The sequence below is a fragment of the Calothrix sp. NIES-3974 genome, assembly GCF_002368395.1.
In the GTDB taxonomy this organism is placed as follows: Bacteria; Cyanobacteriota; Cyanobacteriia; order Cyanobacteriales; family Nostocaceae; genus NIES-3974.
Window position 1 is genome coordinate 5,400,100 of record NZ_AP018254.1, and the last position, 12,449, is coordinate 5,412,548.

At 39.5% G+C, this 12,449-nt stretch carries 9 protein-coding genes and 1 pseudogene; 4 read left to right on the forward strand and 6 right to left on the reverse strand.

The genetic code is table 11. From position 1 onward, the window contains the following. Nucleotides 1-199: 199 nt before the first annotated feature. The gene (locus CDC37_RS21480; RefSeq protein ID WP_096624957.1) at nucleotides 200-859 is read left to right on the forward strand and encodes a DUF938 domain-containing protein; all 660 of its coding nucleotides are present in this window, start codon (nucleotides 200-202) and stop codon (nucleotides 857-859) included. A 357-nt stretch (nucleotides 860-1,216) separates the two neighbouring features. Here CDC37_RS21480 and CDC37_RS21485 read toward each other — a convergent pair whose 3' ends face one another. Next, nucleotides 1,217-2,887 (reverse strand): S8 family peptidase, encoded by a 1,671-nt coding sequence (locus CDC37_RS21485; protein WP_096624959.1) that lies wholly within the window; start codon nucleotides 2,885-2,887, stop codon nucleotides 1,217-1,219. 734 nt (nucleotides 2,888-3,621) lie between these two features. Beyond that, a pseudogene (locus tag CDC37_RS25870) lies at nucleotides 3,622-3,941 on the reverse strand (transposase); the annotation flags it as partial. 387 nt (nucleotides 3,942-4,328) lie between these two features. On the opposite strand from CDC37_RS25870, the gene CDC37_RS21495 reads away from it, so the two are divergent. Next, on the forward strand, nucleotides 4,329-5,420 hold the full coding sequence (locus tag CDC37_RS21495) for an iron ABC transporter permease (protein WP_096624963.1): 1,092 nt from the start codon (nucleotides 4,329-4,331) through the stop codon (nucleotides 5,418-5,420). Between the two features lie 262 nt (nucleotides 5,421-5,682). Here CDC37_RS21495 and CDC37_RS21500 read toward each other — a convergent pair whose 3' ends face one another. Further along, nucleotides 5,683-6,525, reverse strand: coding sequence for an alpha/beta fold hydrolase (locus CDC37_RS21500; RefSeq protein WP_096624965.1), 843 nt, complete (start codon nucleotides 6,523-6,525; stop codon nucleotides 5,683-5,685). Nucleotides 6,526-6,528: 3 nt separating this feature from the next. Next, complete coding sequence (locus CDC37_RS21505) at nucleotides 6,529-7,515, reverse strand: glutathione S-transferase family protein (RefSeq protein ID WP_096624967.1); 987 nt, start codon at nucleotides 7,513-7,515, stop codon at nucleotides 6,529-6,531. Nucleotides 7,516-8,135: 620 nt separating this feature from the next. On the opposite strand from CDC37_RS21505, the gene CDC37_RS21510 reads away from it, so the two are divergent. After that, on the forward strand, nucleotides 8,136-9,890 hold the full coding sequence (locus CDC37_RS21510; RefSeq protein WP_096624969.1) for an ABC transporter ATP-binding protein: 1,755 nt from the start codon (nucleotides 8,136-8,138) through the stop codon (nucleotides 9,888-9,890). A 47-nt stretch (nucleotides 9,891-9,937) separates the two neighbouring features. Here the strand turns inward: CDC37_RS21510 and CDC37_RS21515 are convergent, their stop codons facing one another. Then, nucleotides 9,938-10,615: a sugar transferase gene (locus CDC37_RS21515; protein ID WP_096624971.1), complete on the reverse strand. Its 678-nt coding sequence runs from the start codon at nucleotides 10,613-10,615 to the stop codon at nucleotides 9,938-9,940. A gap of 788 nt (nucleotides 10,616-11,403) precedes the next feature. Between CDC37_RS21515 and CDC37_RS21520 the strand changes: the two genes are divergently transcribed. Next, nucleotides 11,404-11,700, forward strand: coding sequence for a hypothetical protein (locus CDC37_RS21520; protein ID WP_096624973.1), 297 nt, complete (start codon nucleotides 11,404-11,406; stop codon nucleotides 11,698-11,700). Here CDC37_RS21520 and surE read toward each other — a convergent pair. Beyond that, entirely contained in the window at nucleotides 11,697-12,389 is a 693-nt protein-coding gene (surE, locus tag CDC37_RS21525) for a 5'/3'-nucleotidase SurE (RefSeq protein WP_096626518.1), read from the reverse strand. The genes CDC37_RS21520 and surE overlap by 4 nt on opposite strands. Nucleotides 12,390-12,449 lie beyond the last annotated feature (60 nt).

Consider the following 12,449-nt stretch of genomic DNA (forward strand, 5'->3'; position numbering starts at 1 on the left):
CATCATCAAAACCGCAGTTTTTGCCATTGCGACTCAGAATTACGGTTCTCAAAGTGGATCGGGTTGAAGTCAGTATATTTTTATGAGCTAATAATCCCTGCTTCCGAGATTTTATCGAGATTCACTCTCGCTGCTTTTGGGAGTAAATTCCCATTCTAAAGCTATTTGTTTTTTTTTCTCAAGGCTAAATATTGCTTTTATGGATAATCTCTTTGATGCTCGTCAATTTGCTCCCGCAACCCAGCGCAATCGCCAACCGATTTTGCAGCTACTATCCCAAGTTCTACCTCCTACGGGCACTGTTCTAGAAATTTCTAGCGGTACGGGAGAACATGCGGTTTATTTTGCTCCCCAACTCAAACCCCGTAAATGGATTCCCTCTGACCCCAATCCCACGGCAAGAGCAAGTATTGCAGCTTGGTCTCAATACGCACCTAGCGATAATTTATATCCACCTCTGGATATCGATGCCCAAAGTCCAGTCTGGGCTACTGAACCATTGGCAACTCCCCAATGGGAATATTTTTCCCACCTCCAGGATTTCCCAATTACGGCAATCGTCAATATCAATATGATCCATATCTCCCCAATGGAATCCTGTTTCGGTTTGATGGCTGGTGCCGAGCGAATTCTCCCCCCAGGAGGTATTTTGTATATGTATGGCCCCTATAAATACAACCATCAACACACCGCACCCAGCAATGAAGCCTTCGATCTGTCTTTGCGATCGCAAAATCCTGATTGGGGTGTACGTAATTTACAAGATGTAGTTCAAATCGCTCAAAACCATAATCTAGAATTGATGCAAGTCTATGATATGCCTGCAAATAATCTATCGGTGGTTTATCGTCGTCTCTAAGTCTTGCTCGTCAGTATTTTCGTTAATTTAATAGTGCAAATATACTTAAAAAATCCGCAAAATTTGTACTGGGTAATTTCGGGGGTCGTTTTTGCCAATAAATTGACCTATTCTCAATATTTTTGAGAATAATTTCTATTAAAAGTACGAAAAATATAGGGTTTCAGAAATGGATGAAATTTTGAATATCTTTTTTGCTAAAATTAATTATAATCCCAAGGGGGGCGTATAGGGATTTGGCAACAAACTTGATTTCCGGGATCAAAGCTACTGTGTTGACAGTGATGGGTGAGAATAATTAATGGGATAGACCACTACACCCGACTTCCCACCCATAATTTTTGACCAGTGCGAATATTAGGTGACTGGTAGTAAACGGAACCAATCGCGGTACTCTAATAAAATGCGATCGCGTTCGCGGTTAAATAAATCTGGATCGATTAAATCGTTTTCTCCACCGTTATTTGCTGTACCATTACCAGTTGTTTGCGGAAGGATTGCCGATGGTAATTCTAATTGGTTGACAGCATTCGCTGAATTAAAATTAACAGTTTTCACTTCAGTACTATTTTCATAGCTATCCATGACAAATGAAGTCGGGAGTGAATTGCTAACAATTACGGCAACATCCATCTCCGCCGACGGGGAATCGTACAAATCATTAATCCGATCCGTCAAGCCATTGTCATCGAATCTGGGGACAGAAATAAACCGGGAATCACCATTATTAAAATCGTACCCAAAATCGTAACCAGGAGTCAGAGCTAAGGAACGATTAAACGTCAACCCTTCATATCCAAACGATTCACCAGACGTATTTACAGACCAATCAAATCGAGAAGAAACAGAATTTTTCGATGTATCCGTCAAAATTCTGCGCACATCCCCATCAGTCAGACTGGGATTTGCACTCAACATTAAAGCGACCACCCCAGCCACATGGGGAGTTGCCATTGATGTACCACTATAGGCGGCATATTGATTATTCGGTAGAGTTGAGTAAATATTCACCCCTGGTGCAGTCACATAGGTAAGTTCCTTGCTTCCAGCACGATTAGAAAAATCCGCCATATTTCCATTCCGATTCACCGCACCCACCGCAATCCCGTAATTTTCCGCATAACGAGCTGGATATATCGGTTGAGAACCCCCACTATTCCCCGCAGCCATCACCACAATCACATTACGACTGCTAGCATACCGCACTGCATTTTCCATTTCCTGACTATAGCTTCCTCCCCCCAAACTCAAATTAATCACATCAGCCCCATTATCCACAGCATAATAAATTCCTTTGGCGATCGCGGAATTTGTCCCCGAACCGTTATCGTCCAAAACCTTAACTGGCATAATCTGGGCATCATAGGCAATACCCGTCACTCCAAAACCATTATTTCCCCCAGCGATAGTCCCCGCAACATGGGTTCCATGACCATCAATATCCAAACTATTGTTATTATTCGCGTCAAAATTCCAACCGAACACATCATCAATAAAGCCATTGCCATCATCATCAATACCGTTATCAGGAATTTCACCGGAGTTGCTCCAAATATTGCGACTCAAATCCTCATGATTACGGTCTACTCCCGTATCCAAAACCGCCACAACAATTCCTTGTCCGGTATAACCCCTAGCCCAAACAGACGGTGCATTCACCAAATCCGCACCCCAATTATTACCACCTAGATTAGGAACATCCGCAAACCGCTCTTGATTAATAGCTCTTGCAACCGCAGCCGATGCATCAATCAGACCATAACCATCCGTAGAACTATAGCCGGAATTATTGGGAGTATCGGGACGAAAAAAGTCCCAACCAAAATCCCATACTTGAGTAGATAGTTGGTCTGTTGGGGTTTCTATGTCGGAATTGAGGTCTTGATGGATATAACTGGAGTAGCTGCGATTTCCTTGGTACAAATTATGATTAATCAACCCAGAAAAATTATCGGTAGTAGAAAGATAACTAGTATTTAAAGATTGGTGGGACAAAGTATAGTAATTATTTGATAATTCTAGAGACATACTGTATTTCCCTCAGTACATGATAAATTCTTCATCGGATGCAGAAATTATGAGATTTTAGATTGTAAATTCTCCATTATTCCCAGAAATAAAACTGCTTACTCTGTACCATCGAGAAAATATCTAATAGAAGTTGACTACAGCAGTCCGAAGGGGATTTGTGAAATCTTCGATGTCGGGTTGTTAATGGTTAACAGTCACCAGTTTTTAGTCAATAGCACGCTATTTTTCACGACTTAAATCGGATTGCTGTATATTTCTTTAAACTCAATCAATGGTCATTTTTCAGTGTCTGTGAAAAATATCACTATAAAGATTTTTGATTTTTTACTAGTAGAATAACGGTGGAGTATCTCAAAAATGTAAGAGGATGTTTTACAATAGAAACGTTGAATTATGATGCAAAACTTTACATAGGGAGATATATTAATACTATAATGGCGTGATTACATCAACATTGCATAACATTTTGTATCTAATGGATATAGCTTATTTCTGAAGAGGTGACGAAAACTTCTGAAACTATGATTCAGCAATAGTTTTAAGCCTGTTTGCCATCAAAAGATAAACTACATTTTCCGGCTTTATTGATTCTATTATTAATAAGCTTTGGGCAAAAGCCTTATTTTTCCGTTGAACTTGGCTCTGAATTTAGTTTTATAATTAGGGCGATACTCCGTAGGAGTCGCTTCGCGATCGCTATTCTATAATCCTTGCTGCATAAACATTTCAAGCTAGATTGTCACCCCTCCAGAGCTTATTTCTCTATTCATACAAGCTTGTAAATAGCGGATTTATCTATTAATTTATTGCCCCATTATTGAGGGCTATCTATGAATTTAGCAATTAAATAAGTAATGAGAAATGCATAAATCTGTATTGTAATACCATTGACATTTTTCGTGATAAGTCGATCCAGTTTGAGATGCATTTTTAAAAATTTTCATAATAATTCAACACCCCAACGGCATCGATAAATTTCCATCACTTCTTCATTTGATACTTGAGCTTCACCATCAAAGGGTAAATTAGTGACTAAACGATACTCTATTTGTGTTTTCAAATCACAGAAACTGACAACTCTATAAAGCCCTGAATTTTGACCACTACCAACTTTAACTAATCCTGTTTGCTCGTCAAACTCCAGTTTATAACTATTACTTATACTCAAAACAAAAAATTATTATCATCGCTTAATTGTTGAATAAATTTTAATCCCGCAAATCCTCTGGATCTTATTGACTATTTTGGGAAAGGAGTATACAATCATGACCAAATATTATTTTTTGGTTTTCTATCTCAAAACATGGTAGTTTTGAGCCATTTTTATTGAGTTTTTATTAACATTCAAAATTTTTGGTATCAGCAGTTGAATAAAAGTTTAAGTTTATAGGTAAATTGAGAAGAATTTACGTTATTTATTTATCCCCAAAAAATAATTATGTCATTACTACAAAAAAAAGAACATCATCCAACTAAGGTAAGTGATAAGTTAGCTTTCAAAAGTCATCAAAAGTTACTTTTATTATTTGCCTGTTTATTGATATTTCTGATACTGACATTTTTACTAGATATAGCTTTGGGTTCCGTTCACATACCCCTAACAGAAGTCGTCAATATATTGCTGGGAAAAACAGCTAGTAAATCAACTTGGACAAGTATTGTTTGGAAATTTCGTTTACCTAAAGCTTTGACTGCTACGTTTGCTGGTGCTGCTTTAGGTGTAAGTGGTCTCCAGATGCAAACGCTTTTTAAAAACCCTTTGGCCGGTCCTTTTGTTTTGGGAATTAGTTCCGGTGCTTCTTTGGGGGTCGCTTTGGTGTTACTGGGTGCAAATTTAGCTGGTGTGGGGGGATTTTTAGCTAGTTGGGGAATGTTTGCGGATTTAGGTTTGGTAGTTGCAGCGAGTTTGGGTGCTGGTTTGGTTCTAAGTTTAGTTTTATTTGTGTCTCGTCGGGTTGCAGATACGATGACTTTGTTAATTTTAGGTTTATTATTTGGTTATGCCACCAATGCTTTGGTCAGTATTTTATTGCATTTTAGTGATGCACAACAAAGCCAAGCTTATCTACGCTGGACATTTGGTAGTTTTGCTGGGGTGACATGGCAACAAATGCCGATTCTTGCTATTACAGTTACCTGCGGATTACTAGTTGCCAGTTTGCTATCTAAACCCTTAAATGTATTACTGGTAGGTGAATCCTACGCTTTTACCCTCGGCTTAAACCTGCAACGGACACGATTTTGGATTATTACCAGTGCTTCTATTTTAGCAGGAGTTGTCACGGCATTTTGTGGCGCGATCGCATTTTTAGGTGTTGCTGTCCCCCATTTGTGTCGCAGTCTGTTCCATACCCATGACCATCGGGTGTTAGTACCTGGAGTAACGTTAATGGGAGCGATTTTGGCTTTGATGGCAGATTTATTGTCAGGATTACCTGGAAATCAACTGGTTTTACCCCTGAATTCGGTGACGGCTTTGATTGGTACTCCTGTTGTTGCTGGGGTGATTTTGCGACGGTATTATCAGTAAGGGAATGGGGAGTTGGGAGTAGTAACCCAAGTTGCTAGTTATAAAAGAATGTCGATTTTTAAGTACAAAATATAAAATTTTCGTGTCTAAAAATACAGGAAAGCGGATATTATGTGTCATCCCCATACATTTAGAGGCAGTAATTAGCAACTTACGTTAATAATTGATGATAACTAGCCTTAAATCAACTCTTCATGGTGGTTTGACGTAAAAATAATTCACTCCCTACTCCCTACTCCCTATTTTCTCGTGAGTAGGAATTTTAACTTATTTTAATATTTTGCAAAAACTCCTCTACAACTGTGTTAAATTCATCTGGATTACTCAAAAAAGCCCAGTGATTTCCTGGAACTTGGCGAATTTGTAGATTAGTTAAATACTTTTTATAGGGTTTTAATTGCCATTCTTGACGATTCACTCCTTTGGTTGGTTGAATAAACAAAGTCGGAATCTGAATATTCGTAATTAAACCGGGTACTCGTAACACTTGCTCAAATACCCCATCACGAGCTGCAATGGTAAACTTACTCCCCCAAGTACCGTCGGATTTTTGTTCAATGCTGTGGTGGAATGCTTGAGCTTGAATCGGACTCCATCCAGCATATTGGTATAAACTTTTAGCTTTAGTTTCAGCCGCTTCATAACTGGGAAAGGGTCCCATGCCTTGTAAAAAGGGTAAAACACGGTATAAAAGCGGAAAAGTAATTTTAAAAATACTGGGAATTTTCCAAATAAAAATTGGATCAACTAACACCATCGATGTGAAAATTTGCGGGTTTTCTCGTCCCCAAATTGCTGCTAGTTTACCACTCCAGGAATGACCCACCACATGAACAGATGACCAACCCTTGTGGATCAGTAATTTTTCTAAATCCGCGATCGCACTTGTAAAGGTATAGTCCATTTCCGGTTTACTACTATCCCCGTGACCGCGCATATCCGGGGCAATTACATGGTACCCTTGGGTGGCAAAATATTCTCCAACTCCAGCCCATACCCAAGCATTATCTGCTAATCCGTGCAACAATAGCAACGGTTTCCCACTTTCACCCCATTCGAGATAGGAAAGGTCTATCTCTCCTGTAAACAGACATTTACGAATCATACCCTATTTCCCGCTTACCAATTTTAATTCGGGACCAATGGGAATGATACCACCTGGATTTAATGGAAATAAGTTACCATAATAATCTTGTTTGATTTGTTCAATGTCGCATGTTTCCGCTACACCCGGTAGTTCATATATGTTTTGCAAATACAAACTTAAATTTTCATAGTCTTGAATCCGACGTAAATTACATTTAAATAATCCATAGTAAACGACATCAAATCTCAATAAAGTTGTAAATAGGCGTACATCTGCCAGGGTAATTTTATCACCACATAAATAGGTATAGGCATTGGTTTTTAAAAACTTATCTATCTCATCTAGGGTTGTAAATAATTCCCCCACTGCGGTCTCATAGGCTAATTGGGTTTGGGCAAATCCACAACGGTAGACTCCATTATTGACGGTATGATATATCTTCTCATTCCATTGCTCAATTTCTGCTCGTAAATCTTCTGGATATAAATCTAATTCGGGATGTTTGGCAAATTGATTAAATTCCGAATTTAACATGATGATGATTTCTGCACTTTCATTATTCACAATTGTTTGGGTTTGGTTATCCCAAAGTACGGGAACGGTGCAGCGTCCTTGATATCCAGGTTTGGCTAAATTGTATAATTCCGGTAAGGTTTGGCAACCTCTTTCAATTTCGGAAAATACCCAAATACCCCTATCTCCAGCTGGTTTGACAATGGTAATTGGTAAGGTTGCTTCTAAACCTTTGATAGCACGGACAACTAAAGTGCGATGTGCCCAAGGACAACCTGTCCCCACATATAAATGATACCTTTGTTCATCCGGTTGATAGATATGATTTTCTTGCCGCTTAATCCAATTTCTAAATTGACTTTCTGGACGAATATAAGCTCCATTTTCTCCCTTTGGTGCGAGATTTTGCATCATCATTTGCCACATCTTCGTCCAGACAAATTTACCGGCTTTTATTACTAGCTCTGATGGCAGTTTTTTATTTCTAGTTGACATGGGAATCAAAGATTGATTTTGCAGATTTCTCTCAGTTACCTAAAACTTACAGGGATTAGGGAGTAGTGGGAAAATCGACCCATTACTCAATGATGAGTTTATATCTTCTGCCTTACCAGTAAATACGTAAATCAAGATAAACATGGTGATTAATAAATCTCACTATTTATCTGTTATTTACAGTCCATTTTCATAGATTTATCTTGTAATACCAGAACTTAAAGTCCCAAGTGTATGCCAGTATAGTAGAGTGATTATATTATACTGAGTGAAATTTATTTTTAACTCCCTCAAGATACAAGATTCCTGTTACATTGCCATAGTAATTCAGATCAAAATAGTTCCGGATTGGGTATTCATAATTTGTAATTATCCAAGACCTGAAATGATTGACGCTCTCGTCATCATTGTTTGTTGGTGAGTGTTTTCAAGGGTGATAGCTAAACCTTTGGAATCGCGATCGCACAACCATAGGTGATTGATAAAAACCTGAAACAATATAGTTACCTAGTAAGATGCGTAATTCCTAAATATTTGCGCCATTTTTCTTCCCCTAGCCACTGCTCCTGTATCCTGTATTTTATAATTCTCTTACCAACATTTTTACTATTATTGTAGTCATGGGGCAATCAAGAAGGCTGAGTAAACTGGGTGCTTATTTACGTCCGCATTGGCGAGAAGCTGGATTGGGTATTGTAGCCCTATTCACGGTGAATGGATTGGGTGTGTATATTCCCCAATTAATCCGTAACTGTGTAGACCGGCTTTCCTCTAGTAATTTTACTGATGGTGAACTATGGGAGTTTGTGTTGCCGATTATATCCTTGACGGCAGCAATGTGGTTAATACGGATGGCTTCGAGGATTTGGTTGTTTGGGGTGGGACGACAGGTGGAGTTTGACCTGAAGCAGAAAATCTTTCAGCATTTGTTATCGATGGAACCAGCGTATTTTGCTACGAATACGTCGGGGGATTTGATTAGTCGTGCGACTAGTGATGTGGATAATATTCGCCGTTTGTTGGGTTTTGCGGTTTTAAGTTTGGCGAATACCATATTTGCCTATGCCCTAACTTTACCCTATATGTTGGCAATTAATGCTACGATTACCGTTGCTTCCTTGGCTGTGTATCCGGTGATGTTTTTGCTGGTACATCTATTTAGCGATCGCCTGCGCAATGAACAAGCTACAGTTCAAGGTCGCATTTCTGAGTTAAGTGAATTAATTCAAGAGGATGTGAGCGGAATTGCTTTAATTAAAATCTATGCCCAGGAGGAAAATGAACGTCGAGCTTTCACCCGCAAAAACCAAGCCTTATTGAATGCAAATATCCAACTTGCTAAAAGTCGCAATACCCTATTTCCCCTAATTGGGGGTTTAGCAAGTATTAGTTCATTGATTGTGATTTGGTTAGGTGCTGGACGGATTGCAGAAAATAGTCTGACTGTTGGTGATTTTATTGCTTTATTATTGTACGTGGAGCGGTTAGTTTTTCCCACGGCTTTGTTAGGATTTACGATTACCGCATTCCAACGGGGGGAGGTTAGTATCGATCGCATTGAAGCGATTTTAAGCACCCAACCAAAAATTTACGATTTTGCACCCACCCAACCCCTTCCCCAAAATCAAGTCATGGGGAAACTGGAAGCCAAGCACCTAAATTACCAGTACCCTGGTAGCAAGGAACCCGCATTAGCTGATATCAACTTCCGGATTGAACCGGGGGAAACCATCGCCATTGTGGGAGCGATTGGTTCGGGTAAATCCACCCTTGCCAACAGTTTAACCCGTTTAATTGATATTCAACCAGGACAGTTATTCCTAGATGGAATTGATATTACAAAAATTTCCCTTACCGATCTACGCAGTGCGATCGCCTATGTACCCCAAGATAGTTTCTTGTTTAGTACCAGTATCAAAAATAATATTCGCTTCGGCAAACCTTTGTGTGATATCTATACTGTGGAAGATGCGGCAAAAATAGCCCAAATTCATCCAGAAATTCTCAATTTTCCCCAAAAATATGACACAATAGTGGGAGAAAGGGGAATTACCCTATCCGGAGGACAACGACAACGAACCGCTCTTGCTCGTGCATTGGTGGTTGATGCACCGATTCTGATTTTGGATGATGCTCTGTCAAGTGTTGATAACCAAACTGCAACCGCAATCCTAAACAATCTTTCCCAGGGAACCCAACGGAAAACAGTTTTATTTATTACCCATCAACTTTCTGCTGCTGCAACTGCTGATCGAATTTTTGTGATGGAAAATGGGAAAATTGTCCAAACTGGAACCCACAACGAATTGATTCAACAACCTGGACTATATCAAAGTCTGTGGAATCAAAATCATGTGGAGGAGTTGCTGCATTAGTTATAGAAGTCGGGTTTTGAAAAACCTGCAAAACCCGATTTCTTTAGTTAAAAAGCACCAACTCGATTTAGTAATACATAAACTGTCTTGGCAATAATCAATAAGTCGTAGAGTGGATACCATTTACTTTGATATTGCAAATCCAAATCCACTACCTGCTCAAAATCCTTAATTTGCGAGCGACCATTAACTTGCCATTCTCCTGTTAAACCGGGTTTAACATCAAGACGTTGCCAATGTCTTTGGTTGTAGAGAGCAACTTCATCTCCTGTGGGTGGACGGGTTCCAACTAAACTCATATCCCCCATCAAAATATTCCAAAACTGCGGTAATTCGTCTAAACTGGTGCTGCGTAAAAAACGTCCAACTCTGGTAATGCGAAAATCATGCTGATTTTTAAAAAACAATCCGTTCGCTTCATTTTTGACTAGCAATTTGAGGCGTTCAGCATCACTCACCATTGAACGAAATTTCCAAATCCGGAATTTTTTGCCGTAGAGTCCATATCGTTCTTGGGAGAAAAAAATCGGCCCGGGACTATCAATTTTAATTGCGATCGCAATCGGAATCAACAAAATTCCTAATATTAATAATCCTACTAGACTTCCAATAATATCTACGCAGCGCTTGAATTGAGAATTCACCGCAGGGTGGGGTTTTAATCGTAATTCCCAAGTTTGAGAAGTTGCACCTTGAGCCGTATTCCTATATGGTATTTGATACATCGTTAAGCTAAACTTTGCCCTAAAACGTATATCTACGCAATCCTATTTCGACTATAGACGGACTTTTCATGAAAATTGTTCTCTTCAACCGTATATTCACTGAATCTTTAACTCGATTCCTTCAATAATGATTTTTTATAAACATCCCGTAAAGTCAATTAAATATATCTTATGAAAGATGCAAATCGGGATTTTGTGTGTATATTTGAAGGAGTTGTATGAATATTTACTAAATTAACAGTTGCAAACATGCTTGCAATTGGTAGAATATGGATATTACTGTAAGTAGATAAGGTATATTTGAAACAGCCATCAATCACAGTAAATGTACTAAGATAGAACTTAGTTCTGTTACTTAAGTAGGGAAGCAAAATTAAATATATGTTGTAATCGCTGAACATTACCTGAAAATAGCAGGGGTTCAAGATTTTGAAAATATATTAACTTTGCACTACCTTTGACTGTTGAATCAATTTGCTTCTACAGCAGAACTGAAGGCGATCGCAACGCCAAAATCTGATTGGTACAATCACCAATATCAGTAGTTCGCGTCTAAGTCCTGTACAGTTGAAATATTCTGCTGAAACAAGTTTTCCTCAAGGTTATGACTTGGGAAATGGAACTGGTTGCACTGTGCTGAAAGGTTTGTCAAAATTTTGACTTGTGTGAAGATTCAATCAATCAGGTCTAGAATGGCTCATCTGGTTTAGTTATATTCATACATGATGGGTTGAGATCGAGCGCTAAGTGAATTTATTTGCCAGCAAGTAGGACGAGGTGCAGGGATTATGGTTGCAGTTGGAAATGGAGTGAAGGTAGGTCGTTTGGAATCTATTGTTGAACAAATAGGCGAAGCGGTTTTAGCCACAACCGAAACCATTGAAAAGCTAGGGGAGCGTTTAGATAGTTTGAGTGGACAAGTGGAAGAGCAAGGTAAGCAAATCCAACAACAGGGATATCAAATCCTGGCTTTGTGTGATGCAGTGCAAACCTTAGCAGAATCCCAGGATGACGCACTCAAAAAGCTCACCCATCTGACCCAAACTTTGGATCGGATGATGACAATCTTAGAAAGCGAAGATTAAATATGTAGTTTAGTAATCGCAATATTCCCGGAGAAACAGATATCGACATCACTTCCGGGGGTGCGATCGCGTTGTTGATAGTTTCCAGCGTAATAAAAACTTTCCCCCTCTAATCGGTAATCAATTGGTAAGGGTTTGGTGCAAGCTGGACAAAATACCACCTTTGGTTCCGGTTGTTCCGGTAACAGATGGGGTAAATTCACATTCCAGAAGCAACCAGCTTCGAGTGGACGACTCAGTAAATCGGTTAAGATACTAGTCGTCCATCGTACTGCTGCATCCCAATTATACGCTAATTTGCCCCGACGGTAATGGGAAATTGCAATGCCTGGAATACCATGCATTGCGGCTTCTCGGACTGCGGCAACTGTACCAGAAATATAGGTATCAACTCCCAAATTACCACCAGCATTAATTCCCGACAGCACGAAGGTAGGTTGTTCACACAGATGGGATAGGGCAATCCGGGTACAATCTGCGGGGGTTCCCCCCACCGCATAGGCATTGCGATCGCGTTTTGTCACCGGGATTGGTTGGTGGGTAGTAACTTGATGTCCACAACCCGACTGATGGTCTTGCGGTGCGACAATGATAAAATTGCGATCGCTGACTGCTTGTTTGATTGCTGCTACTAAGGCTTGAATTCCTGGAGCATCAATCCCGTCATCATTGGTCAAAATCAAAGTCATGGGATTGGAGATTTTGGATTTCCGATTAGAACCACAATTACCATAGAGAGGTAGCATTGT

What these genes read in the sequence shown, in the direction of transcription:
- CDC37_RS21515 (WP_096624971.1), bottom strand. Translation starts at nt 10,615, where the DNA reads ATGTATCAAATACCATATAGGAATACGGCTCAAGGTGCAACTTCTCAA.
- CDC37_RS21510 (WP_096624969.1), top strand. Translation starts at nt 8,136, where the DNA reads ATGGGGCAATCAAGAAGGCTGAGTAAACTGGGTGCTTATTTACGTCCG.
- CDC37_RS21480 (WP_096624957.1), top strand. Translation starts at nt 200, where the DNA reads ATGGATAATCTCTTTGATGCTCGTCAATTTGCTCCCGCAACCCAGCGC.
- CDC37_RS21505 (WP_096624967.1), bottom strand. Translation starts at nt 7,515, where the DNA reads ATGTCAACTAGAAATAAAAAACTGCCATCAGAGCTAGTAATAAAAGCC.
- surE (WP_096626518.1), bottom strand. Translation starts at nt 12,389, where the DNA reads ATGACTTTGATTTTGACCAATGATGACGGGATTGATGCTCCAGGAATT.
- CDC37_RS21500 (WP_096624965.1), bottom strand. Translation starts at nt 6,525, where the DNA reads ATGATTCGTAAATGTCTGTTTACAGGAGAGATAGACCTTTCCTATCTC.
- CDC37_RS21495 (WP_096624963.1), top strand. Translation starts at nt 4,329, where the DNA reads ATGTCATTACTACAAAAAAAAGAACATCATCCAACTAAGGTAAGTGAT.
- CDC37_RS21520 (WP_096624973.1), top strand. Translation starts at nt 11,404, where the DNA reads ATGGTTGCAGTTGGAAATGGAGTGAAGGTAGGTCGTTTGGAATCTATT.
- CDC37_RS21485 (WP_096624959.1), bottom strand. Translation starts at nt 2,887, where the DNA reads ATGTCTCTAGAATTATCAAATAATTACTATACTTTGTCCCACCAATCT.